The organism is Bradyrhizobium sp. Rc2d (genome assembly GCF_900099855.1).
Lineage (GTDB): Bacteria > Pseudomonadota > Alphaproteobacteria > Rhizobiales > Xanthobacteraceae > Bradyrhizobium.
The window spans coordinates 183,598-210,059 of the sequence record NZ_FNCU01000004.1; the positions used below are offsets into that span (position 1 = coordinate 183,598).

The 26,462-nt window shown below is 64.1% G+C and carries 29 protein-coding genes; 11 read left to right on the forward strand and 18 right to left on the reverse strand.

Translation table 11 applies throughout. From position 1 onward, the window contains the following. The first annotated feature begins 135 nt into the window (after positions 1-135). A complete protein-coding gene (locus BLV07_RS08710) occupies positions 136-1,182 on the forward strand; it encodes a GGDEF domain-containing protein (protein WP_176945419.1) in 1,047 nt (348 codons plus the stop codon). Between the two features lie 99 nt (positions 1,183-1,281). Here BLV07_RS08710 and BLV07_RS08715 read toward each other — a convergent pair whose 3' ends face one another. After that, the gene (locus BLV07_RS08715) at positions 1,282-2,985 is read right to left on the reverse strand and encodes a diguanylate cyclase domain-containing protein (RefSeq protein ID WP_176945420.1); all 1,704 of its coding nucleotides are present in this window, start codon (positions 2,983-2,985) and stop codon (positions 1,282-1,284) included. A gap of 108 nt (positions 2,986-3,093) precedes the next feature. On the opposite strand from BLV07_RS08715, the gene BLV07_RS08720 reads away from it, so the two are divergent. Further along, positions 3,094-3,783 (forward strand): YggS family pyridoxal phosphate-dependent enzyme, encoded by a 690-nt coding sequence (locus BLV07_RS08720; protein WP_091882644.1) that lies wholly within the window; start codon positions 3,094-3,096, stop codon positions 3,781-3,783. A gap of 94 nt (positions 3,784-3,877) precedes the next feature. Here the strand turns inward: BLV07_RS08720 and BLV07_RS08725 are convergent, their stop codons facing one another. Beyond that, positions 3,878-4,663 carry a 2-keto-4-pentenoate hydratase gene (locus tag BLV07_RS08725; protein ID WP_091882648.1) on the reverse strand — a complete coding sequence of 262 codons (786 nt, stop codon included), beginning with the start codon at positions 4,661-4,663 and terminating at the stop codon, positions 3,878-3,880. A 6-nt stretch (positions 4,664-4,669) separates the two neighbouring features. Then, positions 4,670-5,239, reverse strand: coding sequence for a L,D-transpeptidase family protein (locus BLV07_RS08730; protein WP_176945421.1), 570 nt, complete (start codon positions 5,237-5,239; stop codon positions 4,670-4,672). Positions 5,240-5,440: 201 nt separating this feature from the next. Between BLV07_RS08730 and BLV07_RS08735 the strand changes: the two genes are divergently transcribed. Together BLV07_RS08735 and BLV07_RS08740 are read left to right on the forward strand one after the other, a co-directional pair. After that, positions 5,441-6,127 carry a response regulator transcription factor gene (locus BLV07_RS08735; RefSeq protein WP_007598630.1) on the forward strand — a complete coding sequence of 229 codons (687 nt, stop codon included), beginning with the start codon at positions 5,441-5,443 and terminating at the stop codon, positions 6,125-6,127. A 58-nt stretch (positions 6,128-6,185) separates the two neighbouring features. Continuing rightward, a complete protein-coding gene (locus BLV07_RS08740; RefSeq protein WP_091882654.1) occupies positions 6,186-6,629 on the forward strand; it encodes a cyclic nucleotide-binding domain-containing protein in 444 nt (147 codons plus the stop codon). Between the two features lie 106 nt (positions 6,630-6,735). Here BLV07_RS08740 and xth read toward each other — a convergent pair whose 3' ends face one another. The 12 genes from xth to BLV07_RS08800 form a co-directional block, all read right to left on the reverse strand. Then, entirely contained in the window at positions 6,736-7,551 is an 816-nt protein-coding gene (gene xth / locus BLV07_RS08745) for an exodeoxyribonuclease III (RefSeq protein WP_091882657.1), read from the reverse strand. A 237-nt stretch (positions 7,552-7,788) separates the two neighbouring features. Next, positions 7,789-8,544 carry an outer membrane lipoprotein carrier protein LolA gene (locus BLV07_RS08750; RefSeq protein WP_091882660.1) on the reverse strand — a complete coding sequence of 252 codons (756 nt, stop codon included), beginning with the start codon at positions 8,542-8,544 and terminating at the stop codon, positions 7,789-7,791. A gap of 152 nt (positions 8,545-8,696) precedes the next feature. Beyond that, a complete protein-coding gene (locus BLV07_RS08755; protein WP_091882663.1) occupies positions 8,697-11,171 on the reverse strand; it encodes a DNA translocase FtsK in 2,475 nt (824 codons plus the stop codon). Positions 11,172-11,180: 9 nt separating this feature from the next. Further along, a complete protein-coding gene (locus tag BLV07_RS08760; protein WP_176945422.1) occupies positions 11,181-12,395 on the reverse strand; it encodes an aminotransferase class I/II-fold pyridoxal phosphate-dependent enzyme in 1,215 nt (404 codons plus the stop codon). 196 nt (positions 12,396-12,591) lie between these two features. Then, complete coding sequence (locus BLV07_RS08765) at positions 12,592-12,996, reverse strand: GFA family protein (RefSeq protein ID WP_091883051.1); 405 nt, start codon at positions 12,994-12,996, stop codon at positions 12,592-12,594. Between the two features lie 202 nt (positions 12,997-13,198). Further along, entirely contained in the window at positions 13,199-14,647 is a 1,449-nt protein-coding gene (locus BLV07_RS08770; protein ID WP_091882666.1) for an ammonium transporter, read from the reverse strand. Between the two features lie 38 nt (positions 14,648-14,685). Further along, complete coding sequence (locus BLV07_RS08775; RefSeq protein ID WP_008142813.1) at positions 14,686-15,024, reverse strand: P-II family nitrogen regulator; 339 nt, start codon at positions 15,022-15,024, stop codon at positions 14,686-14,688. A 426-nt stretch (positions 15,025-15,450) separates the two neighbouring features. Further along, a complete protein-coding gene (locus BLV07_RS08780; RefSeq protein ID WP_091882669.1) occupies positions 15,451-16,053 on the reverse strand; it encodes an ATP-dependent Clp protease proteolytic subunit in 603 nt (200 codons plus the stop codon). A 42-nt stretch (positions 16,054-16,095) separates the two neighbouring features. Next, a complete protein-coding gene (locus tag BLV07_RS08785) occupies positions 16,096-16,452 on the reverse strand; it encodes an SRPBCC family protein (protein WP_091882673.1) in 357 nt (118 codons plus the stop codon). Beyond that, positions 16,449-16,763 (reverse strand): ArsR/SmtB family transcription factor, encoded by a 315-nt coding sequence (locus BLV07_RS08790; RefSeq protein ID WP_018646000.1) that lies wholly within the window; start codon positions 16,761-16,763, stop codon positions 16,449-16,451. Before BLV07_RS08790 ends, BLV07_RS08785 begins: the two co-directional genes overlap by 4 nt. 42 nt (positions 16,764-16,805) lie before the next feature. Further along, positions 16,806-18,107: an ammonium transporter gene (locus BLV07_RS08795; protein WP_091882676.1), complete on the reverse strand. Its 1,302-nt coding sequence runs from the start codon at positions 18,105-18,107 to the stop codon at positions 16,806-16,808. Between the two features lie 133 nt (positions 18,108-18,240). Further along, positions 18,241-18,579 (reverse strand): P-II family nitrogen regulator, encoded by a 339-nt coding sequence (locus BLV07_RS08800; protein ID WP_028176997.1) that lies wholly within the window; start codon positions 18,577-18,579, stop codon positions 18,241-18,243. 236 nt (positions 18,580-18,815) lie between these two features. On the opposite strand from BLV07_RS08800, the gene BLV07_RS08805 reads away from it, so the two are divergent. After that, positions 18,816-19,715, forward strand: coding sequence for a DUF4339 domain-containing protein (locus BLV07_RS08805; protein WP_091882681.1), 900 nt, complete (start codon positions 18,816-18,818; stop codon positions 19,713-19,715). 4 nt (positions 19,716-19,719) lie between these two features. On the opposite strand, the gene tesB is transcribed toward BLV07_RS08805, so the two are convergent. Further along, positions 19,720-20,583 carry an acyl-CoA thioesterase II gene (tesB, locus tag BLV07_RS08810; RefSeq protein WP_091882684.1) on the reverse strand — a complete coding sequence of 288 codons (864 nt, stop codon included), beginning with the start codon at positions 20,581-20,583 and terminating at the stop codon, positions 19,720-19,722. Between the two features lie 136 nt (positions 20,584-20,719). Here tesB and BLV07_RS08815 point away from each other — a divergent pair, with 136 nt between their 5' ends. Beyond that, the gene (locus BLV07_RS08815; protein WP_091882687.1) at positions 20,720-21,940 is read left to right on the forward strand and encodes a ubiquinone biosynthesis hydroxylase; all 1,221 of its coding nucleotides are present in this window, start codon (positions 20,720-20,722) and stop codon (positions 21,938-21,940) included. A 230-nt stretch (positions 21,941-22,170) separates the two neighbouring features. Here BLV07_RS08815 and BLV07_RS08820 read toward each other — a convergent pair whose 3' ends face one another. Then, positions 22,171-22,368 carry a Trm112 family protein gene (locus tag BLV07_RS08820; RefSeq protein ID WP_028133418.1) on the reverse strand — a complete coding sequence of 66 codons (198 nt, stop codon included), beginning with the start codon at positions 22,366-22,368 and terminating at the stop codon, positions 22,171-22,173. 124 nt (positions 22,369-22,492) lie between these two features. Further along, positions 22,493-23,023 (reverse strand): TetR/AcrR family transcriptional regulator, encoded by a 531-nt coding sequence (locus BLV07_RS08825; RefSeq protein WP_176945423.1) that lies wholly within the window; start codon positions 23,021-23,023, stop codon positions 22,493-22,495. A 106-nt stretch (positions 23,024-23,129) separates the two neighbouring features. On the opposite strand from BLV07_RS08825, the gene BLV07_RS08830 reads away from it, so the two are divergent. From BLV07_RS08830 to BLV07_RS08850, 5 genes are all read left to right on the forward strand, one after another. Next, positions 23,130-23,480, forward strand: a complete 351-nt coding sequence (locus BLV07_RS08830; protein ID WP_091883054.1) for a hypothetical protein — start codon at positions 23,130-23,132, stop codon at positions 23,478-23,480. A gap of 31 nt (positions 23,481-23,511) precedes the next feature. Beyond that, entirely contained in the window at positions 23,512-24,321 is an 810-nt protein-coding gene (locus BLV07_RS08835) for a crotonase/enoyl-CoA hydratase family protein (protein ID WP_091882693.1), read from the forward strand. Continuing rightward, complete coding sequence (locus BLV07_RS08840; protein WP_091882696.1) at positions 24,312-25,124, forward strand: SDR family oxidoreductase; 813 nt, start codon at positions 24,312-24,314, stop codon at positions 25,122-25,124. Before BLV07_RS08835 ends, BLV07_RS08840 begins: the two co-directional genes overlap by 10 nt. 221 nt (positions 25,125-25,345) lie before the next feature. Continuing rightward, positions 25,346-25,624: a PepSY domain-containing protein gene (locus BLV07_RS08845; RefSeq protein ID WP_091882699.1), complete on the forward strand. Its 279-nt coding sequence runs from the start codon at positions 25,346-25,348 to the stop codon at positions 25,622-25,624. A gap of 49 nt (positions 25,625-25,673) precedes the next feature. After that, positions 25,674-26,264, forward strand: a complete 591-nt coding sequence (locus tag BLV07_RS08850) for a cytochrome b/b6 domain-containing protein (protein ID WP_091882702.1) — start codon at positions 25,674-25,676, stop codon at positions 26,262-26,264. Positions 26,265-26,462: the final 198 nt, after the last annotated feature.

The window sequence follows — 26,462 nt, forward strand, 5'->3', positions numbered from 1 at the left end:
TCCGCAAGGGGTCAATGGGTTGCCGCAATCTGGGGAACCTGCCGAGCCGCTCCGCAAAAATACCGAGGCCGTCGTTGGGGTGTGATTAAGGGGTCGATGCGAAGTTGCGGCCGCCAAGGACCCCCAATACTTGCGATGGATTCCAGCTTCGACGATCCCGATTACGACTATGCCGCGTCCATTGCCGGACGGGCGATGCGGAGCATGGCCGAGCAGCGGATTGCGCCGACCCCGGCCAATTTTGCCGTCTGGTTCCAATATCTCGCCGGCAGCCAGGACGATCTGCGCGACGCGATCGATCTCCTGATCGACCACAACCGTCCTTTCGACAGCAGAACCAATCAGGATCTGTTCGAGACCTACATCGCGCCGCAGGTCAGTGCCATCGTCGTCCGCACCTCCGAGCGGCTGCATTCTCTCATGGGTGCGGCAAAGGAGTTTCTGACGACGGCCATCGCCGACAACCATTCGCAGATGCAGGCGATCAGCGAGGTCGCGGACCAAGGCAAGGCCGGCGTCGATCCGAAGGCGCTGGTCGCCCAGCTCATGAACGAGCTGGCCCGCGCCGCCACCCGCGCGACACGGCTCGAGGCAGGCTTTGCGGAAAAGACCCGCGAGCTCGACGTGATCCGTGATTCGCTGTCGAGGTCCGAGCAGCGCGCCCGGACCGACACGCTGACGGGGCTGGCGAATCGGCGGGCGCTCGACGAATTCCTGCGCAAGGCGCAGACGACAGCGGAATGGGGCGAGCCGCTCAGCGTGCTCTTGCTCGACATCGACCACTTCAAGACCTTCAACGACAATTTCGGCCATGGCATCGGCGACCAGGTGTTGCGCCTGATCGCCAAGGTGTTGCGCGAGAAGGTCCGCGAGCAGGATCTGCCGGCCCGCTATGGTGGCGAGGAGCTGATCGCGGTGCTGCCGGATGCCGACCTTGCCGCCTCTGCCGAGACCGCCGAGCGCATCAGGCGCGCGATCGCCGAATGCAGGATCACCCGTCGCTCGACCGGTGAGATCCTGCCCAATATCAGCGTGTCGATCGGCGTCGCGCAATACAGGACCGGCGAAGCGATCACCGATCTCATCGAGCGCTGTGACCGCGCGCTCTATCTCGCCAAGGGCGGTGGCCGCAATCGCGTGGTGACCGAGATCGGGCTCGAGCGCGCGGGAGCTGCGGGCTAGAGCATTATCGGCTCTGATTGTATCGGAACCGAAGCTCTAGATTCTTGTTTTGACGCGTTTTCTTCACGCGAACCGGTATCCACTTCGCTCGAAAACGCTCTAGCCGTTAGCTGCCATCATCACGTCAGTCGTGCCGGTCTCGATCGCCTGCACGCCGTGCTCGACGACGTTGTTGCGGCCGCGATGCTTGGCGGCATAGAGCGCGGCGTCGGCCGCTTCGATGAGATCACCGGGGCGCAGTGTCTCGTTTGGCTTCGTCGCAGCAACGCCGATCGAGACGGTGACGATCATATGCGCGGAGGTGATGTGCGGCAGGCAGAGTTTCAGCACGGCCGCGCGCACCAATTCGCCGATTTCGACGGCGCGGGGCACGTCGGTGTTCGGCAGCAGCAGGCAGAATTCCTCGCCGCCATAGCGTGCCGCAAAGCCCATCGTGTCGGCGGCAATGCCGGACAGCGATTCGCCGAGCCGGGTCAGGCAGGAATCGCCTTCGAGATGGCCATAGGTGTCGTTGAAGAGCTTAAAGTGATCGACGTCGATCATCAGAAGCGCGAGCTCGCTGCCATATTGCTGCGCGCGCATCCATTCGAAATCGAGCCGGCTCTGGAAGCCGCGGCGGTTGGCGAGGCCGGACAGCATGTCGATCGAGGCCATCACCGTCAGGCGGTCGTTGCTCGCGATCAGCTCGCGCTCGCGCTGGCTCAATTGCGCAGCCATCGCATTGAACGCGCGGGCCAGCGGCACGAACTCGGCGGGCAGGCGACTGCGCGCCGCCCGTGCCGACAGATCGCCTTCGCCGAGACGCTTGGCCATGTCGGCCAGCATCTCGATCGGCTTGATCACCAGTTTCTCGGCGGCGATCAGCGCGCCAAGCAGGACGAACACGACGACGAAGGCGAACTGGAGATAGGCGGTGCGGATGTCGCGGCTCACGGCCGCAGATACCTTGTCCTCGTCGATGCTGGCGATCAGGCGCGCGTTGGTGCCGGCGATGCGGATGTAGCTGACCGCGCGGCGGGAGCCGTCGGCCGCAAGAAAGGACAGCGCGCCTTCGTCCTGGTCCGACCGCAATGCCCTGTCGGCGATCGCCGACATCAGCGGCATGTTGTCGAGGGGACGGCCGACCGCGCTGTGCTGGTCGGCCGGCGCGGCCAGCACGGTGCCGGCGCTGTCGACCAGAACTGCGGCAATGCCGGCGCGGCCGCCGAGATTGCTCATGACCTTCGACATCCAGTCGAGATTGACGGTGGCGAGCACGACGGCATCCGGGACGCCGCTGAACGCGGACACCGGATAAACCGCCATGACGGTCGGCGTCGGCGCGGGCCGGGACAGGATGAAGTCGCTCAGCACGAAGCGGCCGGTTTGCTGTGCCTGCAGAAAGTAAGGCCGGTCACTGAGGTCGAGGCCGACATACATGTTGTTGGTGGCGCACTGGATGCGACCGTCCTGGCCGGCGATCAGAAGCGTGCGGATCCAGGGCAGGCTGGACGGCAGGCTCGCGCGCAGCACGTCGCAGCTCTTGCTGATGCCGCCGGCGGACGCCCGGATGAAGGCCTCCGATTTCAGGATGGTCTCGACCGACGAGATCACTTCGCGCTGCGCATCGGCGCTGTGCCTTGCGACGGTGGTGAATTCAGCGGAGGCCTGCGCGATCTGTCGCGCGCGCGTGCCTTCGAGCGAACGGATGCGCTCGAGCATCAAGGGGGCCACCAGAATCACCGCGAGCAACGCCAGCCGCGCCCGGATTCCGAGAACCTGCTTGAGTTTCGCTCGTTTGCGGTTGAGACTGACGCTTGCCATCTTCGCTACCCACCCCATGGGCCAAGGTAAAGCGAAGGGTTCAAAAACTCTTTCTTGAACTCGGTAAAATTGGACTTACCTCGGTTACGACCACAGCCAATCGACGTCATGACAGAAGCCAATGCCGCGCCGGTAACCGGCCATTCACCAAACGCGCTCGCCGCAGTCGAAGCCGAAATTGCACGCGCCTGCAAGGATGCGCAGCGTGATCGCGCCTCCGTGACGCTGATCGCGGTGTCCAAGACTTTCGCCGCGGATGCGATTACCCCGGTCATCGCCGCCGGACAGCGCGTATTCGGCGAGAATCGGGTGCAGGAGGCCAAAGCCAAGTGGCCTGCGTTAACGTCTGTTTACTCCGACATCGCGCTGCATCTGATCGGCCCGCTGCAATCCAACAAGGCGAAAGAGGCGGTCGCGCTGTTCGATGCCATCCATTCGGTCGACCGTCCGAGCATTTGCCAAGCGTTAGCCAAGGAAATCGAATCCCAGAACAAGCACCCTCAGCTCTTCGTCCAGATCAACACCGGCGAAGAGCCGCAGAAGGCCGGCGTCGCGCCCGGCGAGGCCGATGCCTTCCTCGCGAGCTGCCGCGACACCTATGGGCTGACGATTTCCGGCCTGATGTGCATCCCGCCCGTCGACGAAACGCCGGCGGCGCACTTTGCTCTCACGGCCAAGATCGCGGCTCGCAATGGATTGAAGAACCTGTCGATGGGTATGAGCGCGGATTTTGCGACCGCGATCATGCTCGGCGCCACCCATGTCCGCGTGGGGAGCGCGATCTTCGGGCACAGGTGAGAGCCGTTAGCGAGGAACGCACCCAGCAACCGTCATCGATTTCGTCATTGCTTCGTCGCAAGGGCTCCTCGCAATGACAGCGGAGCGTGTGCGCCTACACAAACCCCACCGACACCTTCCCCAACTCACCGAAATCCACCGCAAAATGATCGCCGGCCTGGATCGGCAGCGGCGGATGGCATGTGCCTGTCGTGACCACCTCCCCTGCCCGCAGGGTGATGCCGAGCCCGCGGAGCTCGTTGGCGAGCCAGGCGAGGGCCGCGCGGGGATCGCCGAGCAAGTTCTTGCCGTGGCCAATATAGCGCTGGCCACGTAGCGTGATTTGTGGCCGCTCCTCGACGAGATCCAGCGCGCGCCAATCCGCAGTCGTCGGCGCGCCCAGCACGAACAGATGCGCACAGGCATTGTCGGCGATGAGCTGCGCCTCGCCGGCGCTGGCGAAATCGGTAAAGCGCGAATCGGGAATTTCGATTGCGGGATGGAAAGCGTCTACGGCGGCGAGAACCTCGTCGACAGTGTACGGCACCGCGCGCGGCGGTAGATCGCGCCCCATGCGGAAGGCGAATTCCGGCTCGCCGACGCGCATCTCGTTGCCCTTCATCGACGCGGTGCCGCCATCGGCGATTACGCTGTCGCTCATGATGCGGCCGGCCAGCGGTCCCGTGACGTTGATGTGCTTCTGTCCGGACTCGCTCGTTGCCGCGATCTTCCAGCCGAATAATTTTCCGCTCGATTGCGTTTCGAGCGCAGCCTGGATGGCATAGCCATCAGCGCGGCTCTGCGGCCGCAACCGGGCATCCAGCGCGTCAAGCTTGGTGCCGTCGCGCCAATGCTTCACCAGGACTTGCGATGCGGCGGCGATCTGATCCTTGTCGAGCATCCGTCCTCACCCGATGATGATTTTTGTTCTTGGTCCCAACCGTCGCAGCAATTGCAGCATCGCAGATTTCGTCATGGAGACGCAGCCTGCGGTCGGGCCGAAATTGTCGCGGGCGAGGTGCAAGAACACCGCGCTGCCGCGGCCGGCGATCCGCGGCTTGGTGTTGTGGTCGATCTCGATGATGAAATCGTAGAGGTGGTCGGCGCGCTTGAGCCGGTCGCCGCCCTGCCCCTCGCCGAGTTGGATACCCTGGTTGTAATGACGGTCTTTGGGATCCTCGCACCAGGCGTCTTCGCCGGTGATGATCCGGGCCGGCAAGAACGTCTGCGGGCGGCTGTGCCGGTCGCTCCGCCACCACAATCGCCTGGGACGGAAGCTGCCGCGCGGGGTGCCGCCGTCGCCCTCGCGCTTGTTGGCGAGAATGCCGCCTCGCCCCAGCGCCACCGGTATCGTCAGTGCTCCGGCCGTCAGCCAGCCCCGGCGCGGATTACCGGCAGCCGGCTTAACGCGGATCGCGGACAGCGGCCTGGCCCTTCGATTCTGGGTGTAACTAGCTGACGCAGCTTTGTTTTTCATGTGAACATGCGATGTCGAATTCATTACAGGACATTCATCAAAACGCCCTGCTATTCTGGGTTAGAGTGGTTCTGGCTTGTGAATCGGTAACAGCCCACTACTTCAACACGAACAACAATAACAACGGCGACCCCTAACTTTCCCTCGCGGCTGGGTGCGGCATGGATGCGCGCCGAGCCGGATCCAAAAGGATGACCCCCCATGGCCAATGCCCGCAAGATCCTGATCGTGGATGACGATACCGATCTGCGCGATACGTTGGTGGAGCAATTATCGCTGCACGAAGAATTCGAAGCGTCCGCCGTCGATACCGGCGCCAAGGGCGCGAGCGCCGCAAAGGCCAATGCTCCCGATCTCGTTCTGATGGATGTCGGCCTGCCCGACACCGACGGCCGCGAGGTGGTCCGCTCCCTGCGCAAGGGCGGCTTCAAGGCCCCGATCATCATGCTGACCGGCCACGACACCGATTCCGACACGATTTTGGGGCTGGAATCCGGCGCCAACGACTATGTGGCAAAGCCCTTCCGCTTCGCCGTGCTGCTCGCCCGCATCCGCGCCCAGCTCCGCCAGCACGAGGCCAGCGAGGACGCGGTGTTCTCGGTCGGCCCTTACTCCTTCCGCCCGGGCTCGAAGATGCTGACCGCAGCGAACGCGCGCAAGGTGCGCCTCACCGAGAAGGAGACCGCCATCCTCCGTTTCCTTTACCGGGCCGGCCAGATGCCCGTCTCGCGCGAGACCCTGCTCCAGGAGGTCTGGGGCTATAATTCCGGCGTTACCACCCACACACTGGAAACCCACATCTACCGCCTTCGCCAGAAGATCGAGAAGGATGCCGCCAACCCGGAAATCCTCGTCACGGAAGCCGGTGGCTACAAGCTGGTGCCGTGATACGCTTCAGGGGCCCGCGAATCGTTTGAGATCGCGCGCCTTTGAGCCTCGGACCTGAATGTCAATCGACGACGATGTAGCGCTTCTCGAGCGAGTCCCGACACTGCGCCTGTTGGGAGACGCATCGTTGCGCATGCTGGCGATCGGCTCCGAGCAGCGGAACTTCGTCCGCGGCGACGTCCTGTTCAATCTCGGCGATGAGGCCGATGCCGGCTTCGTGGTCCAGCGTGGTGCCTTTCGGGTCGAGGATGGCGCCGGTGCCGAAATGATCGCCAGTCCCGGCGCCCTGATCGGCGAGCTCGCGCTGGTGGTGCCGATGAAGCGGCCGTCGAGCGCGGTTGCGCTGGAGCACGCCTCCGTCATCCGCATCGCGCGCAGCCTGTTCCAGCGCGTGCTCGAAAGCGACCCCGCCGCCGCGGTTCGCCTCCGCGACGAATTCGCAGTCCGCTCCAGCCAGATCGCCAGCGATATCCTGATGGCCGGTGCGAAGCTGACGAGCTGAGCTGTCGTAGCCCGGACGGAGCGAAGCGTAATCCGGGACAGCCTTTCCGTATGCAAGAACCCCGGATTGCGCTGCGCTTCATCCAGGCTACGGGCTTCCCGAGAGGCTACACCTCCAGCGTCACCGTAACAGGGACATGGTCCGACGGCCGCTCCCAGCTCCGCGCGTCGCGCAGGATCTTGAAATCACTGACGGCATCCTTCAGCGCGCGCGAGACCCAGATATGGTCGAGCCTGCGACCGCGATCGCCGACGGTCCAGTCGGCGGAGCGGTAGCTCCACCATGTATAGACCTTCTCCGACATCGGAATGCGCTCGCGCGCGACGTCGATCCATTCGCCGGCCGCCAGCGCTGCCTTCAGCTTCTCGGTTTCGACAGGCGTGTGCGACACCACCTTCAGCAGCTGCTTGTGCGACCACACGTCGTTCTCGTGCGGGGCGACGTTGAGATCGCCGACCAGGATGTGACGGTCCTCGCCGCGCGGATGCAACGGCTCGCAGGCCTTCATCTCGTCGAGGAAGCGGAGCTTGTGATCGAACTTCTCGTTCAGCGCCGGATCGGGAATGTCGCCGCCGGCGGGCACGTAGAAATTATGCAGTACCAGCGGCTTTGCGATGTTGGCCTTCTCGCCGAACGATACCGAGATGTGGCGCGAATCGATCTTGTCGCAGAAGGTGCGGATATCCTTTGATTCGAACGGGATCTTCGAGACGATGGCGACGCCGTGATAGCCCTTCTGTCCGTTCAGCGCGACGTGCTCATAGCCGAGCCGCTTGAAGCGCTTCAGCGGAAAGGCGTCGTCGATGCATTTGGTCTCCTGCAAGCACAGCACGTCCGGCCGCGCGCTCTTGAGGAATTTCGCGACCAGATCGATGCGCAGCCGCACCGAATTGATGTTCCAGGTTGTGAGGGAGAGACGCATGAGGGATGCGTCTTAGCAAGCTCTCGTAGGGTGGGCAAAGGCGCAAAGCGCCGTGCCCACCGTCTTTTCGGGTGCGAGATGTGAGGATCTGGGCGTGCTTTCGTAGGGTGGGCAAAGCGACTTGTCCGCCGTAGCTCGAAGAGCGAAGGCGGAAGCGTGCCCACGTGCCGATCGCGAGGAGGAAAGATGGTGGGCACGGCGCTCCGCGCCTTTGCCCACCCTACGGCAGCGGAGCGCTCAACCCGGCGACGGGCCGTAATTGGTGAAATCGATCTTGAACATGCCCGGATCGAGCTTCTTGCTCGAATCCAGATTGTAGACCGCGATCGTGGTGTCGTAGCCCTGCGGATCGGTGACGGTCCACTGCTTCAACTGGCCGTCCTTGGCGCCGAACATCAAGAGGAGGCGGCTGGTGCCGACCAGCGCCTGCTTCTCCTCGATGGTGACGCTGGTGAAGACGTCGTCGGCCGAGACGTTGACGACGTTGGTGTCCTTCATCAGGTCGATGCGATCGGACAGCAGGAAACGCAGCGGCGTCTGCGACAGCGGATAAATGTCCTGGGTCGCGAGCTTGCGATCACGCACCACCAGCGAGGATCCATCGGCGACGATGTCGATCGGGCTCGGCGCGTCATATTCGAAGCGCACCTTGCCCGGTTTCTGGATGTAGAAATCGCCCTGCGTCTTGCTGCCGTCGGGGCCGACCTGGACGAAATTCCCGACCAGGGTCTGGAGCGAGGAGAGATAGGCGCTGATCTTGGCGGCCTGCGCCTTCTGGTTGGCATCGAAGGTCTGGAAGATACTGCTCGGTACGTTGCGGCGCGGATCCGGGATGACCGGATTCGGCGGCGCCTGCGTCGCACCGGTGACGGCGGGCCCTCCCCCCGCCGCACCGCCATCGCGGCCCTTCGGCGCTGGCTTCGGCACGGGCACGGTCTGCGCGAACGATGTAGCGGTCACCATCGCGGCGGTGACGAGAAGCACGCCGGCCACGCGCGCGCTTCGCGCAGCGATGGTGGCAGCGAATCGAATGTCCGGATGTCTGATCAACGCGTCGTCCTAACGTGGCTGGGCGCCTTTTAGCGTGATTTCGGGCAAAAGCAGATATCGATTTTGCGTGAAATGATGTGTTGAGGCTCCTCGCCTCACATATGGCTGTCTTCTTCCTCGACCAGAATCTCGCGCTTGCCGGCATGGTTGGCGGGCCCGACGATGCCTTCCAGTTCCATGCGCTCCATCAGCGATGCAGCGCGATTATAGCCGATTTGCAGGCGGCGCTGGATGTAGCTGGTCGAAGCCTTGCGGTCGCGTTTGACGATGGCAACGGCCTGCGAGAACAAATCGCCGCCGCCGTCGGCACCCATGCCTGTGGCGTCGAACACTGCGCCGTCCTCGTCCTCGGTGGGCTCTTCAGCCGTGACCGCTTCGAGATATTCGGGCTGGCCCTGCGTCTTGAGGTGACGCACCACCTTCTCGACCTCCTCGTCGGAGGCAAAAGGTCCGTGCACGCGGCTGATGCGGCCGCCGCCGGCCATGTAGAGCATGTCGCCCTGGCCGAGCAGCTGCTCGGCGCCCATCTCGCCGAGAATGGTGCGACTGTCGATCTTGGACGTCACCTGGAAGGCGATGCGGGTCGGGAAGTTCGCTTTGATGGTGCCGGTGATGACGTCGACCGACGGCCGCTGCGTGGCGAGGATCACGTGCAGGCCGGCGGCGCGTGCCATCTGCGCCAGACGCTGCACCGCGCCTTCGATGTCCTTGCCGGCGACCATCATCAGATCGGCCATTTCGTCGACGATGATGACGATGTAGGGCAGCGGGTCGAGCGAGAGCTTCTCTTCCTCGTAGATCGCCTTGCCGGTCTCCTTGTCGAAGCCGGTATGCACCGTGCGCGTCGGCTCCTCGCCCTTGGCCTTCAATTCGAGCAGGCGCGTGTTGTAGCCGTCGATGTTGCGCACACCGAGCTTGGCCATGTTCTTGTAGCGCTCTTCCATCTCGCGCACGGCCCATTTCAGCGCGACCACCGCCTTCTTCGGATCGGTCACGACAGGCGTGAGCAGATGGGGGATTCCGTCATAGACGGAGAGTTCGAGCATCTTCGGATCGACCATGATCAGCCGGCACTGGTCGGGGCGCAACCTGTAGACTAGGCTGAGGATCATGGTGTTGATGGCGACCGATTTGCCGGAGCCGGTGGTACCGGCGATCAGCATGTGCGGCGTGCGCGCGAGGTCGATGATGACGGGGTCGCCGCCGATGGTCTTGCCGAGGCACAGCGGCAGCTTTGCCACCGTGTCGGTCGCCTCCTTCGCCACCAGCAGTTCGCGCAGGTAAACTTTTTCGCGATGCGCGTTCGGCAATTCGATGCCGATCGCGTTGCGGCCGGGCACGACGGCGACGCGTGCCGACAGCGCGCTCATCGAGCGCGCGATGTCGTCGGCAAGCCCGATCACGCGCGACGACTTGATGCCGGGCGCCGGCTCCAGCTCGTACAGCGTGACCACGGGACCCGGATTGGCCTTCACGATCTCGCCGCGCACGCCGAAATCCTGGAGCACGCCTTCGAGGGAGCGGGAATTGGTCTCCAGCTCCGCTTTGCTGAGCGGCTGGCGGTCGCCGGCCTTTGGTGCGGCCAGCATGGAGACGGACGGAAGATCGAACTTGTCGGAGGATTTCTTGGCAGAGGCCTTCGGCGCAGCCTTCTTGCGCGGCGCGCGCGCGGCGGGCTCCTCCTCTTCCTCTTCCTCCTCCTCTTCTTCGTACTCGTCCTCGTGGTCCTCGTCTTCGGACTGCGGTGAGATCGAGGGCGCGGCGCGGCCGCCGCCGAGATTGGGCTCCTGACGGCTGAACTGAGCGGCCTTGGTCTTCGGCCCGCTCGAGACCAGCGAGCGGTAAGCGGCACCGAAGAGCCAGATCAGTCGCGCTTTGGTGCTCATCAAGGCGTGGAACAGCCAGCCCAGCGACACCGAGCCGCGATCGCTCTCCTCGTCTTCGTCGAGCGGTTTGTCGTCATCCTCGATCTCGGCGAGCTCGTCGTCATGCTCGCGTGCGCCGAGGCCGCAGGCGATCAGGAAGGTCACGGCCATCGCGGCGAACAGGATCGTGCCCAGCACGATGCGATAGATTGTTCCCGCAGGCCCGAAGATCACGGCGGGCGCGCGCACCAGGGCATCGCCGACCACACCGCCGAGGCCGGTCGGCAGCGGCCAGGCGCCGCCATGCGGCCAGCAGCTGACAAAGCCCGCAGCGATCACCGTGCAGAGAATCCATGAGCCGAGCCGCAGCGCTTCGCGGTCGAACGGGCGATGCGTCATCATGCGCCAGCCCCAGACGGCGACGGTCAGGACCAGCATGATCGCGCCAAGGCCGAGGATCTGCATCGAGAGGTCGGCACCGATCGCACCGGCATAGCCGAGGATGTTGCGGATCGGCCGTGAGGTGGCGTGGCTGAGGCTCGGATCCTGCACCGACCAGGTCATCAGCGCCGCCGATGCGACGCCCGCCAGCGCGATCAGGCCGAGGCCGGTGAGCTCGCGCAGACGGCGCGCCAGCCCCTCTCGGATCGAGGGCGGCAGATGGCCGACCAGTGGAATGACACGTTCGATTGCCGACATGCTCATGGGCCCCGCCTAACCCAGAGTCTCGACCAGGCGGTGCAGCGCTTGCGCCGTGGTCTCGCCATCCTGCACCAGCGCGAGGCGAATATAGCCCGCGCCGGGATTGAAGCCGTCAGGCTGGAGCCGCGCCAGATAGCTGCCGGGCACCACGCGCACGCCTGCTTCCTTGAAGAGTCTCAGCGTCACCGACACGTCGTCGCCGAGCGCGGACGTGTTGAGCCAGACGCAGAAGCCGGCATCGGGCCGGCGATAGCCGTAACGATTGCCGATGATCTGGTCGGCGAGATCGAACTTGATCCGGTAGAGCCTGCGGTTCTCCTCGACATGCGCCTCGTCGCCGTAAGCAACGGTCGCGACATGCTGGAGCGGTACCGGCACCTGCGGCGCGGCGATGTTGCGCAGCTCGAGGAAGATGCCGATGAATTTCTTGTCGCCGGCGGCGAAGCCGACGCGCAGGCCGGGCAGGTTGGAGCGCTTCGACAGCGACTGGAACGCAACCACGCGGGTGAAGTCGGGGCCGGCGCATTCGAGCGCGCTGCCCGGTGCCTCGCGGGTGTAGATCTCGGAATAGCACTCGTCGCTGAGGATCACGAAGCCGTAGCGGTCGGCGAGCTGCTTCAACCGCTTGAAATAGTCGGGCTTGGCGACCGAGCCTTGCGGATTGGCGGGCGAGGCCAGATAGAACGCCACAGTGCGCGCCAGCGTCGCTTCGTCGATGGCGTCGAGATCGGGCAGGAAGCCGTTTTCGACGGTGGTCGGCAGATAGACCGGCTCGCAGGCCGCGGCGCGAGCGCCGGCGCCATAGACCGGATAGAACGGGTTCGGCATCAGGATGGCAGGCTTGCCGGGGCGCGGGCCGACATAGCGCGCCGCCGCGAGCGCGGCGAGGAACAGCCCCTCGCGGCTGCCATTGAGGACGAGAATCTCGTTCTCGGGGTCGAGCGGCCGCGGCAATCTGAAGCGCGATGACAGCCAGGCGCCCGCCGCGTTGCGGAAGGGGTCGGTGCCCTTGTTCGCCGGGTAACGGCCGAACTCGGCGATGTGCTTGGCCAGCACCGGGCCGACGAAGTCAGGCACGGGATGCTGGGGCTCGCCGACTGCAAGCGTAATCAAGGGCTTACCCGGTTGATGCGGGCCCAAGAGCTCGTTCAGCCGGACGAAGGGCGAGCGTTCGCTGTCGGAGCTTCCACTGGCCTGCGGCGCACGGGATGAAGCGGTCATGACCATTCTGGGCGCCAGCACTCTTGGAACAGCCGGTCGCACCAAGGCGCCGGCGGGAAGCGGTTCAGTTCACCATAGATAGGGCGAGGTTAAGACGCGATTAACCATCGGCCGCCGCCCCCGTCCAGAGCGGGAATAATGAGGCCGGATAACAACGGGATGCATGGCACCTTCATGCTAGGCATCCCGGTTGCAGCGAGGCCTAGCGCCCCGGCAGCTTCTCGAATGCCGGCAGACCCGACGGGATCGCGTGGAACTCCTGCTTGTCGCAGGTGTAGATCGCCATTTGCGGATGGAACTGCCCGGGCTCGTCCAGCGTGCCGACCTTTACGACCGCGGCCGGCAGGCCTGGAACCTTGGTCACCAGATGGGTGCCGCATTCGGCGCAGAATTCGCGCGTGACGGCGCGTTCGAGGTCCTTGCGCGTGAACTGCTTGGGCTGTCCGGTGATGTAGCTGAAGCCGGCCGCCGGCATTGCGATGAAGGTGTTGGGCGCGCCGCCGGTGATGTACTGACATTCCCGGCAATGACACTGGGCCTGCATCATCGGATCACCTTCGGCCTTGTAGCGCACTGCGCCGCAATAGCATCCGCCTTCCAAACGCATGACGACCTCCCGATTGTTGTTCTTGAGGTCGATATTTCTGCGCCGGCGGTGCGCAATGGCAATGTTTTTCTTCGACCCTCCGACCAAAAGAAAGGGGCTCCAACTTGCGCTGGAGCCCCTCAACGGTCGGGGCATTGCCGGGTATGTGCCCAAACCGTAGGTCTGGTCGCGATCCCCGAGGAGATCGCGGCCGGGAGGAGAGTTACATATTGTAGGCGCGCTCGGTGTGCTCGGTGATGTCGAGGCCTTCACGCTCGCTCTCGACATTGGTGCGAAGGCCAACGATCACATCGACGACCTTGTAGAGGATCGCCGAACCGATGCCCGACCACACCAGCGTGGTGCAGACGCCCCAGAGCTGGGCGATCATCTGCGTGGCGAAGTCGTAATCGGCAACCTTGGGCGGGATCGCGGTGTAGTCCATGATGCCGGCACCACCGAGCGCCGGGTTGACCAGGATGCCGGTGCCGAGTGCGCCGACGATGCCGCCGATGCAGTGCACGCCGAACACGTCGAGAGAGTCGTCATAGCCCAGCGCGTTCTTCACGACGGTGCAGAAGAACAGGCAGACCACGCCGACCACGAGGCCGAGGACGATCGCACCCATGACGCCGGAGAAGCCGGCGGCAGGCGTGACGGCCACGAGACCTGCGACAGCGCCGGAGATGACGCCGAGCACCGACGGATGGCCCTTGATGATCCACTCCGCGAACATCCACGACAGCGCGGCGGCAGCGGTGGCGACGAAGGAGTTGGTCATGGCGAGCGCAGCGCCGCCGTTGGCTTCCAGGTTGGAGCCGGCGTTGAAGCCGAACCAGCCGACCCAGAGCAGCGAGGCGCCGATCATCGACATGGTCAGCGAGTGCGGAGCCATCAGCTCCTTGCCGTAGCCGACGCGCTTGCCGATCAGGAGAGCGCCGACGAGACCCGCGATACCGGCGTTGATATGCACCACGGTGCCGCCCGCGAAGTCGATGGCGCCCTTCTTGAAGATCCAGCCGGCGTCGGCGTTGATCTCGTCGAGCTTGGCCTGCGCCGCGGTCTTGGCTGCCGCATCACCCGCCGCAGCGAGCGCCTTGGCCGCATCCTGGATCATGTCCGGGCCGGGCCAGTACCAGACCATGTGCGCGATCGGGAAGTAGATCAGCGTGACCCAGAGCGGGATGAACAGTGCGATCGCCGAGAACTTCATGCGCTCGGCGAAGGCGCCGACGATGAGGGCGGGCGTGATCGCCGCGAAGGTCATCTGGAAGCACACGTAGATGAGCTCCGAGATGTTGGCGTCGACTGAGAAGGTGGCCGCCTTCGAGTCGGTGGTGACGCCCATCATGAAGGCCTTGGAGAAGCCGCCGATGAAGTCGGAACCGCCGGTGAAGGCGAGGCTGTAGCCGTACACGGCCCAGATCACGGTGACGACGCAGACGGTATAGAACACCTGCATCAGGACCGAGAGCATGTTCTTGGAACGGACGAGGCCGCCGTAGAACAGTGCGAGGCCGGGGATCGTCATCAACAGCACCAGCACTGTCGATGTCAGCATCCAGGCGTTGTCTCCCTTGTTGACCGTTGGCTCGGCATAGGCTGCGGTCGCAGCGAACAGGCCGACTGCGAGAGCCGCCAGTCCCGCGCCATAGGGACGCTTAAACGTCATTGTATTCACTCCTGATTGGATAAAGGTTGAGCGCGAAATCAAAGGGCCGCGGCGTCGGCCTCGCCGGTGCGGATGCGCACCGCATGGTCGAGGTTGATGACGAAGATCTTGCCGTCGCCGATTTGGCCGGTTTTCGCGGCGGACGTGATGGCGTCGATGGTCTTGTCGACCTGGTCGGAGGCGACAGCGACCTCGATCTTGATCTTGGGCAGGAAGCTCACGGCATATTCGGCGCCGCGGTAGATTTCCGTATGGCCCTTCTGGCGGCCATATCCCTTGACTTCCGTCACCGTGAGACCGTGAACGCCGATGGCGGTCAGGGCGTCACGGACTTCTTCCAGCTTGAATGGCTTGATAATCGCCATAACGATTTTCATGGGTCCTATCCCCGCTTGGCCCGGTCCGGACATGGCCGGGCGTTCTCGACTGGTTCGCCACGAGGGAGAAGTTCACTACGCGGGCTCAGCCGAGACCCGTAGAATCAAATGCCGTGCCAGATCAGGCGCGTTGCCTAACGGATTATGAAAACGCGTGTTTTCGCGTCTAACGCGCATTGCCGTGCAGTGCGATATTACGTCGCGCTCAAAACGTGGTCACCTCTGCTCAAAACGCAGGCAGGACAGGCTGCCGACACAATGTTGCTCATGCGTCGGGCAGTCAAAAGGTATTTTGATACGGGAAGGACTTGAGAAATATCGAGACCACTGCGCCCGCTGCTTACGGGATACGCTCATCGCGGCGGTCGCGGGTCGAGCAGACGAGCACTCGCCGAGGGGATCCCGCTGAGGGCCGCTGTCGCGCCATCAGATGGCGTCGCGCTCAGCAAAAACCCGGTCGACCAATCCCCATTCGACTCCCTGCTGCGCGGTCATGAAGTGGTCGCGGTCCAGGGTCCGTTCCACCTCCTCTTCAGTCCGTCCGCAATGCTGCGCATAGAGCCTGGTGATGCGCCGCTTGGTTTCCTGCATTTCGTTGGCGTGGATCAGGATGTCTGACGCCTGGCCTTGGAAGCCGCCGAGCGGCTGATGCACGTGAAGGCTCGCATTGGGCAGCGCGGCGCGGTGACCGGGTTCGCCGGCCATCAGCAGGAACGAGCCCATGGAGCGCGCGGTGCCCATGCACAGCGTATGAACCGGCGCCTTGATGAACTGCATGGTGTCGTACATCGCGAGCCCGCTGGTAACCACGCCGCCATAGGAATTGATGTAGAGATTGATCGGCCGGCTCGGATTCTCCGCCTCCAGGAATAGCAGCTGCGCGCAAACCAGCCCGGACATCGCATCATTGACCTCGCCGTTGAGGAAGATGATGCGTTCGCGCAGCAGCCGCGAGTAGATGTCGAAGGATCGTTCACCGCGAGCGGATTGTTCGACGACCATAGGGACGAGCTGAAGCATGTCGCGCATCGGCGACCTCCATGTCTGCAGGTGATGAAAGTTGTGTTGTTGCTAGGCCGCCGCGCGCATCAGGCAGCAATTGCTATTGGCCGGCTGCGGCAGACTTGTTCGCTCGTCGCAGGCTTGCTGGATGATGCGAAAGCGGGTGCCGCCGTGTTCGTTCGGCTCGATCCGGAAGATGACGTGGCTCTCGCGAAATGGCGGTTTGGAATCGCGAAGCCGGTAGCGCACCTCTTCACCTGCGATCGTTGATTCCGGCTCGGCGCCGGCAAGATCGCAATCCGGCAGCCAGCGCTCGCGCAATGCAGGAATGGTCACGGCGCGCCAGACTTTTGCCGGCGGTGCATCGAAATCATATTCGAGCACGAGGGCTTCGTCGGGACGATCAGGCTTCACGGTGTCGCTCATTGATCCATGTCCTTCAGGAGGTCAGCGAGTGCTTCCATGCGCTTCGGCCAATAGGCGCGGTAGCGCGCAAGCCATGCCCCGATGGCGACAATTCCGTCCGGGTCGACTTCGTAATTCACAAAGCGGCCCTGCCGCTGTTCGCGCACGAGGCCTGCCGCGCGCAGCACCGAAAGATGCTGCGACATCGCGGGTTGGCTGATCTCCAATCCGTCGCGCAAGGCGCTGGCATTCAGGCTTCCGCCAGCGAGCTTTTCAAAGACCTTGCGGCGCGTCGGGTCGGCCAGCGCCTTGAAGATGTCGGCTTCGATCATGACAACACATAAGCACGTACTTATGTGTTGCACAAGCCCCTGTTACTGAAGCGCCTCGCCATGCTGCGAGATGTCGAGCCCCTCGAGCTCGTGCTCACGGGATACGCGCAAGGGCACGAACAGGCCGACCAGCTTGAGCAGGACGAAGCTCACCCCCGCCGACCACACGAAGGTGACGGCGACGCCATAGAGCTGGATCAACACTTGCTGCGGGTGGCCCTCGATCAGGCCGGCGGTGCCGCCAATGGCGCTGGTTGCGAACACGCCGCCAAGCAGGGTGCCGGTCAGGCCGCCGATGCCGTGAACGCCGAACACGTCGAGCGAATCGTCATAGTTGAAGCGGTGCTTCAGCCAAGTGCAGGCCCAGTAGCAAACCGCACCGGCAATGATGCCGATGACGATGCCATGCCAGGGCGCCACGAACCCGGAGGCCGGTGTGATGGTGCCGAGGCCTGCGACCGCGCCGGAGATCATGCCGAGCACCGAGGGCTTGCGCCGCGTCGACCATTCGATCGCGCCCCATGTCAGGGCGCCGGCGCAAGCGGCGAGATGCGTTGCAATGATCGCCATCACCGCGCGCGAATTGGCCGCGCCGGCCGAGCCGCCGTTGAAGCCGAACCAGCCGACCCACAACAGGCCGGTGCCCATCACCGCCAGCGAGAGATCGAACGGCGAAAGATTCTCGGTGCCGTAGCCGTGACGGCGCCCCATCACCTTCGCGGCGACGAGGCCGCCGGTGCCGGCGGACAAATGCACCACGAGGCCGCCGGCGAAATCCAAAACGCCCGTGCTGGCGAGAAAGCCGCCGCCCCACACCCAATGCGCCAGCGGAATATAGACGAAGATGAACCACGCGACGGAGAACAGGAGGTAGGCGGAGAACCGCATGCGATCGGCGACCGAGCCCGCGACCAGCGCCACCGTGATAATCGCAAACGTCATCTGGTACAGCATGAACAGCGATTCCGGGATCGTCTTGGCCGCCGGGTTGACGCTGTCCATGGTCATGCCCGCCAGGAACCAGCGGTCGAGCGTGCCGATCCACGGTCCGTCGCCGACGAAGCACAGCGAATAGCCGAACGCGACCCAGAGAATCGAGATCAGCGTCACCGCGGCGAGGCTCTGCGCCATGGTGGCAAGCACGTTCTTCTTGCGCACCATGCCGGAGTAGAACAGCGCAAGTCCGGGGATCGTCATCATCAGCACCAGCGCGGTGGCGACGATCATCCAGGCGGTGTCGGCAGTGTTGATCTCGGAGCCTGCGGCGTGCGCCGGCGAGGCAATGGCAGACGCAAATCCGATCGGCGCAGCCATAGCGGCTGCGCGGCGCAAATATCCCGCCATGTCGTTCCCCCCAGCATAGATTGCGTCGCACCCTGTGGCGTCGTTGCCCGGTGCGATCGAAGAAGATGGATCAGAGCGTTTTCGCGCGAAGCGGATACCGGTTCGCGTCAAGGCAACGCGTCAAAACAAAACTCTAGAGTGCGTCGCTGTCGGTTTCGCCGGTGCGGATACGCAGCGCGTGGTCGATCGGCGTGACGAAGATCTTGCCGTCACCGATCTGGCCAGTGCGCGCGGTCGCGGTGATCACGCTGACCGCCTTGTCGGCAACGTCGGACGCGACCGCGATCTCGATGCGTAGCTTCGGCAGGAAGTTCACGACATATTCGGCGCCGCGATAAATCTCGGTGTGGCCCTTCTGGCGGCCATAGCCCTTCACCTCGGTCACGGTCATGCCGTGGACGCCGATCGCTGTCAGGGCCTGGCGGACCTCATCGAGCTTGAAGGGTTTGATGATCGCGACGACGAGTTTCATGGCAGGCCTATTCCCCGGGATGCGCCGCGCCGTATGTCCCCGGCGCTGCGTCAATCTGGCATCTTTCCGGGCAAATGGCACAAAAAAGTTGCAGATTGAAGCGGAAAAACAGTTTGGCCATGTGAACGGCCGCCTCTGTACAGGGCAGCCGTCCATCCTTCACAATGCATTTTCGGCATGGATCGGGTGAACCTGCCGGTCCCGGGCGGTACATAAGTATTTTGGGGGGACGCTATATGGCGAGTTGGTTCTACGCATCCGAGGGCAAGCAGCAAGGGCCCTTTGCGGAAGGGCAGTTCCGCGATCTCATCGCCCAAGGCGTCGTGCGCCCGGATACGCTGGTCTGGACCGAGGGCATGGCCGGCTGGCAGAAGGCCGCCGAAATCCCCGGCTTGATCGGAGGCGGCGGCGCGCCGCCGATGATGCCGGCCGGCGGACCGCCGATGATGGGCGGCGGTGGCTATGCTGGCGCTGGTGGCTATGGTGGCGCAGGTGAAGGATCGCTGGCGGTCGATTTCGGCATCCTCGAGTTCACCTGGCGCAGCATCGCCTTGCTGATCGGAATGATCTTCGTCCTGCCGGCGCCGTGGGTGTTCGTCTGGTACACGCAATGGATCGTGTCCTGCGTGAAGGTCCCGGGTCGTCCGAATCTCAGCTTCACCGGCAATGCGATGACGTTGGTGCCCTGGTATTTCGGCTTCATCGTCCTGGCGATCGCCATCTCGTTCATCGGAAGCCAGCTGCTCAGCAACCTGCTGTTCATCGTGCAGATCGTCCTCTACTGGCTGCTGATCAAATGGATGGTCGCGAACCTCGCCTCCAACGGGCAGCCGCTGGGCCTGAGCTTCACCGGCTCGATCTGGGCCTATATCGGCTGGAGCCTGTTGTTCGCGATCTCGATCATCACCATCATCGGCTGGGCCTGGGTCGCCGCCGCGCAGATGCGCTGGTTCTGCCGCAGCGTCGAAGGCACACGGCGCGAAATCGTGTTCAAGGGCAGCGGTCTTGAGATCTTGTGGCGCGGAATCGTGGCCGCGATCCTGTGCAGCTTCATCATCCCGATCCCGTGGGTGTATCGCTGGATCATGAACTGGTTTGCGTCGCAGACCGAACTCGCTCCGCGCGGCTCGCTCTAAGCGATCACGCCCTCCGCTCGCGCACGGAGCCTTCCTGCGCGACGGAGGCGACCAGCGTGCCGTCGGGCTTGAAGATCGAGCCGCGGGTCAAGCCGCGGCCGCCTTGTGCGCTCGGCGAATCCTGGGCGTAGAGCAGCCATTCGTCGGCGCGGAACGGGCGGTGAAACCACATCGCGTGGTCAAGGCTCGCCGGCATCATGCGCTTGTCGAACAGCGTGCGGCCATAGCGGGCCATGATCGCGTCCAGTAGCGAGAAGTCCGAGGCGTAGGCGAGCGCGCACATGTGCAGCGCCGGATCGTCCGGCAGTTTCGCAGCGGTCTTGATCCAGACGTGAATGCGGCCGTCCCCGATCTTCTGGCCGAAATAGCGGCCGAGCTCGACCGGACGCAGCTCGATCGGACGATCGGATTCGTAGTAGCGGCGGATGAACTCCGGCATCTCCTTGAACATCGGCTGCTTCGCCACCTCCTCCGCCGTGAGCTTTTCCGGCGGCGGCACGTCGGGCATCTTGTCCTGGTGGTCGAACGCGCTCTCCTCCTCGGCGTGGAACGACACCATGATCGAGAAGATCGCATTGCCGTGCTGGATCGCGGTGACGCGGCGCGTCGAATAGCTCTTGCCGTCGCGCAGGCGCTCGACCTGGTAGATGATCGGGATCTGCGGGTCGCCCGGCAGGATGAAATAGCAATGCAGCGAATGCGGCAGCCGGCCCTCGACGGTGCGGCAGGCCGCCACCATCGCCTGCCCGATCACCTGGCCGCCGAACACCCGCTGCCAGCTCGTCTTCGGGCTGTTGCCGCGGAACAGGTTCACCTCGAGCTGTTCGAGGTCGAGGATCGAAATGAGGTCGATCAGGCTTTTGGACATGCGTGAGCTTTCTTGCCGTCATTTCCGGATTGAAGCTCCGGAATGACATTCGGGCCGTTCCGCCCTTGTTTCACCGCACTGTTTCGCCCACCTCAAGTCTGCTAGCAAGACCAGGAATTGGCCGGGAAAGTCGGGTATGTCGGTACAGGGTAGCATTGTCATTGGCGGCGGCGCGTTTGCAGGGCTGGCGCTGGCGCTGGCGCTGCGCCAGGGGCTCGGGCCCGAGATTCCCGTCATCGTGGCCGATCCCGCGCTCAGCATGCGTCCGAGCCGCGACCCGCGCGCCACCGCGATCGTGGCCGCCTGCCGCCGCCTGTTCGAGGCGATCGACGCCTGGGACGATGTCCGGGGCGAGGCGCAGCCGATCCTGGACATGGTCGTCACCGATTCCAAGCTGGAGGACGCTACGCGCCCGGTTTTCCTGAACTTCGCCGGCGATGTCGCGCCGGGCGAGCCCTTCGCCCATATGGTCGAGAACCGCCGCCTGATCGATGCGCTGGTGGCGCGCGCCGAGGCCGAGGGCATCGATTTGCGCGCCACCACGGTGGCCTCCTATGACGCGCGGTCCGAAGGCATCGATGTGACGCTCGGCGACGGCAGCGTGATCGCGGCGAGCCTGCTGGTCGCCGCCGATGGCGCCAGATCCAGGCTGCGTGAGCGCGCCGGCATCGCCACCCATGGTTGGGAATATGATCAGTCCGGCATCGTCGTCACCGTCGGCCACGAACGCGATCACGAGGGCCGCGCCGAAGAGCACTTTCTGCCCGCCGGCCCATTCGCGATTCTGCCGCTATCCGGCAAGCGGTCGTCGCTGGTGTGGACCGAGCGCCGCAGCGAGGCCGCGCGCATCATTGCGCTCAGTGATGAGGAGTTCCACGCTGAACTCGAGCAGCGCTTTGGTCTGCATCTCGGCGAGGTCAGGGCGCTCGACAAGCCGCGCGCATTCCCACTGTCCTATTTCGTCGCGCGCTCCTTCATCGCCGAGCGCCTGGCGCTGGTCGGCGATGCCGCCCATGTCATCCATCCGATCGCGGGCCAGGGCCTCAACATGGGACTGAAGGATGTTGCCGCGCTGGCCGAGGTCGTCGTCGATGCCGCGCGGCTCGGCATGGATCTCGGCGGCGCCGACGTGCTGGACCGTTACCAGCGCTGGCGCCGGTTCGACACCATGGCGATGGGCGTTGCCACCAACTCGCTGAACTTCCTGTTCTCCAACCAGTCGACGCTGCTGCGCACGGTGCGCGACATCGGCCTCGGCCTCGTCGACCGCGCCCCGCCGCTGAAGAATCTCTTCATCCGCCAGGCGGCTGGTTTGACTGGTGAAGTGCCGCGCTTGTTGAAGGGCGAGGCGCTGTAGGCAGACGTTTCAAGAGCGCTCGCGCCCCGCTCTCTCCTCGTCGTCCCGGACAAGCGCGCTCTCAAGCGCGCGCAGATCCGGGACCCATACGCCGCAGCAATCGTTTTGCGAAGGCTCGGGGTTACCAGCATCGCGCCAAACCTCTCCCTGTGGTTATGGGTCCCGGCTTTCGCCGGGACGACAGGGTGTGGCGTGGGCATCGCTCCAAAGGACGAACGGGCTACAAAACGTCAATCGATCTTGCGCGCCTCTTCCGGCAGCATGATCGGGATGCCGTCGCGGATCGGATAAGCGAGCTTGGCGCTGCGCGAGATCAGCTCCTGCCGCGCGGCGTCGAACTCCAGCGGGCCCTTGGTCAGCGGGCAGACCAGAATCTCCAGCAGTTTCGGATCGACGCTGGCTTCGGGACGTTCGGTGGGCGCGTTCATTGATGGTCTCCGGCAGTCGGCTGCCTCTAGCACAGAAATTCGCATCCGCCCATCGCGGCTGCCAAAGCGTTTTCCAGCGAAGTGGGTACCGGTTCGCGGAACGAAAACGCGTCAAAATAAGAATCTACGCGGAGACCATCGTTAAGACCTCGTCGAGCAGGGCCTGGAGCCGTGCTGCCGGCACCGGCGTGCCCGACAGGGCAAAGCCGAGAAATGTCCAGTACAGGATCTGGGCCCGGGCCTGCGCGGTTGCCGGGGTGAGCCCGCGTTTTTCCAGCAGCCCTTCGATATAGTCGAGCCTGCGGCGGTCGATCGCGCGCACTGCCCCTTGCGCCGCCGCATCGAAGGCCGCCCAATTGCGTACCGCGCGTTCGAGGTCGAGCCGCGCGCCGAACGACCTGCGCAGCAACGCCTTCAATGGCTCGTCGCTGGCGGCCTCGACGTCGGCAATGATCTGCTCCGCCGCGATCTCGCGCCAGCGCTTCAGCACGGCGGCCTGGAATGCTGCGAGATCGGCGAAATGCCAATAGAAGCTGCCGCGCGACACGCCCATGGCCTTGGCGAGCGGATCGGCTTTCAGCGCCGTAAAACCGCTTCTGGCGAGCGCCTTGAGCCCCTCCTTGATCCAGTCGTCGGCGGAGAGCTGTTCGGTCATGTCGGGTTCCCAGGGTCTGACCATACACTAGTGTATTGACGGGCGGCAGGCCAGCGCCTATCTTTCCATACAGTGTTGTATGGACGAAATAGGCGAGGGTCTGCTGATGCGTGATCTGCTGCTGCAATGTGCCGGCGCCGCCGGAATCGTGGTTGCCCTGATCCATGGCGTACTGGGCGAAACCAAGGTGTTCGCCAAAGCGACCATCACCCCGGAAAGCCTGCGCACGCTGATCCGGTTGGTCTGGCAGGCCGGTACGGTAGCCTGGATCGGCGGCGGCATGCTCCTGCTTGCGGCACCAATGTTGGGATCGGACAGCGCGCGACACTGGATCGTGGCGACGATCGTCGCCGTCTACGGCTTTGCGGCCGCCGCCAACGCCTGGTGGTCGCGCGGACGCGGCTTTGGCTGGAAGGCTCTCGCCGCCGTGGTCGCGCTGGCGGTCGCCGGATACTGAACCTGCCGATGCAGGCCAAAGGAGAAGCACGATGACCGATCGTGTCCGTCTGACCATCGACGATGCCGTGGCCCATGTTCGGCTGAACCGTCCGGACAAGATGAATGCGCTCGACCCCGCGATGTTCAAGGCGGTCATCGAGGTCGGTACGCAGCTTGGTGCGCGCAAAGACATCCGCGCCGTCGTTCTCTCCGGCGAAGGGCGCGCATTCTGCGCAGGCCTCGATCTGGACCGCCTTCTCGCTACGGCGAAGGGCGAACCGTTGCTCCCGTCCGTGGACCTGACGCGGCGAACCCACGGCATCGCGAACTATGCCCAGCACCTCGTCTGGCTCTGGCGCGAGCTGCCGGTGCCCGTGGTTGCAGCGGTGCACGGCGTTGCCTTCGGCGGCGGCTTCCAGCTCGCGCTCGGCGCCGACCTGCGCTATCTCGCACCCGATACGAAGCTCGCGGTCATCGAGACGAAATGGGGTCTGGTGCCTGATATGTGCGGCACGCAATTGATGCGTCATCTCGCACGCGAGGATGTGGTGCGTGAGCTGACCTATACCGGGCGCGTTTTTTCGGCCGACGAAGCGCTTGCCTACGGCTTTGCGACGCGGCTCGTCGATGACCCCGTGGCGGCCGCGCTGGTAACGGCGCGTGACATTGCGGGCCGCAGCCCCGGTGCCATCCGTGCCGCCAAGCGACTGCTCAACCTGTCCGCAACTTGCGACGCGGCGGTCGGTCTCGCCGCGGAGACCGCCGAACAGGCGGCGTTGCTCGGCTCCGTCAATCATGTCGAAGCGGTCAGGAGCAATCTCGAACATCGCGCACCGAGACGGAGCCTCGCATGGCGCTGACACTCGTCACCGGAGGCACAGGTCATCTCGGCAGGGATATCGTCGATCGCCTGGTTCGCGACGGACGTCGCGTCCGGGTGTTTGCGCGATCGCCGGGCATGCGATCGGGCGTCGAGTGGGCTGCAGGCGATCTCGCCACAGGCGCCGGGTTGCGGGAAGCGCTGCATGACGTCGATACGGTCATCAATGCGGCGACCTGTTCGCCGATCGCGCGGCGCGGCAGCATTCGTCCGATCGATTTCTTCAGATCGCCCTCCGCAGTGGACGTCGAGGGAACGGAGCGGCTGCTGTCGCTCTGCGGGGCCGCCGAGGTGCAGCACGTCCTGCACGTCTCGATCGTCGGTCTCGACCAGGCGACCCTGCCCTACGCGCGGGTCAAGCTCGCCGGCGAACGGCTGGTGCGTGCGTCAGCTCTGTCCTGGTCCATCGTTCGCGCGATGCCGTTCTATTACCCGCTCGACAGGTTGCTCTCGAGCCTCGCCTGGCTTCCGGTGTGGCCGGTGCCAACGACGCTGTTCAATCCTGTCGATACGTCGGATGTCGCCGATCACGTTCTGACTTGCACGTTCGACGGGCAGCGCGGCGTGCGTGCGGAGATCGGCGGCCCCGAAGATCTCGATCTCGTTACCTTCGCCCGCCAATACCAGGATGCAAGGAGACTGCATCGGAAAATCCTGCCGATCGGCCTGTCCGAGCCGAAGGCGCGTGGCATGGGCTTTGTCGTCAGCCAGGGTGTGCGCGGACGTCTCCGCTGGACGGACTGGCTGCAGCGCAACGATCCGGGAATGCGGAGCGCGGCCTAGCGCAACTGGCGAGGCCAGCAGTTCATCCGGCCCGTGAGGCGTAAGGCCGCAGAGACCCTGCGAATGCAGGCTGCACGCGGAGAGCGCTGATCTTTTGGCTGTTGTTAGAACAACTCTAAATCCAAATGGCCCCATACCGGATTGACTTCACCATCACCTTTGGTTCCTTCAGTCCCGCTTCGCGGCTCGCGTAGCGCACACGACAGAGAAGGAGACGTTTCGTGAAGGTCATTCGTGTTGTTGCCATTGCGCTGACGATCGGGATTGGTATGGGATCGGCGGCCATGGCCGACGGTTTCAAGGACTGCACCAAGCTCGACAAGGCGTCGTGGAAGCCGGCCAGCGAAGCCGAAGCCAAGGCCAAGGCGCTGGGCTACGAGGTGCGGCGCTCCAAGATCGAAGGCTCGTGCTATGAGGTCTACGGCGTCAAGGAAGGCAAACTCTACGAGCTGTTCTACAGCCCCGAGGACCTCAGCCTGAAGCACACGATTGCCAAGTAAGCTGCGCAAGTAAACTGCGGCAAGTGAGCCCCAAAGCGAAACGGGCTTGATGGAAGAAGCGGCGCGACAAACGCGCGGGGCGTCCGACAGGACCCCCGCGAATCGAATCATTTCGCGGACGGTCGCGGTCTGGGACCTCCCGCTGCGCCTCTGGCATTGGCTTCTTGCGATCTCAGTTCTGATGGCGTGGTTCACGCCGACCGTCTATGACGGCCTTCACCGCATCGTCGGCTATGCGGTCATCGGCCTTCTCGCCTTCCGTCTGCTCTGGGGCTTGATGGGAAGCCGCTATTCGCGCTTCCGGATGGTCGGCGTCAGGCTGCGCGCCGCACCACACTATCTCTGGAATCTGCGCCGCGGCATCACCGGCCGCTATATCGGGCTCAACCCCGCCGGCACCTTGATGCTGGTGGCGCTGCTGGTCTCGCTGGCGGTGTCGACGATCACGGGCGCGATGTCGGTGACCGTCACCTTTTTCGGCGTCTGGTGGGTCGAGGATGCCCACCATTATTCATCGGACGCGGTCATCGTGCTGGTCGTGCTGCACGTGCTCGGCGTGGTGCTGATGGGGATTCTCCAGCGCGAGAACCTGATCCGCGCGATGTTCACCGGACGCAAGCACATTCGCAATCGCCTCTAGGATTACGTTGCCGGTCGTTGCAAGCGTTGTTCCCTCAGCTTGGGCGCGATTGCGGTAAGACATGCGCAATGCGCGGCAAAATCAAATTGCGCCCGAAGCATTAACGCGCTGGTAAGCATGCAATCAGGCGTTGCACGAAATTAACGCGAACGACGTTTAGCCCGACCACCATCGACACTATTGGCGATGGAGCGATAT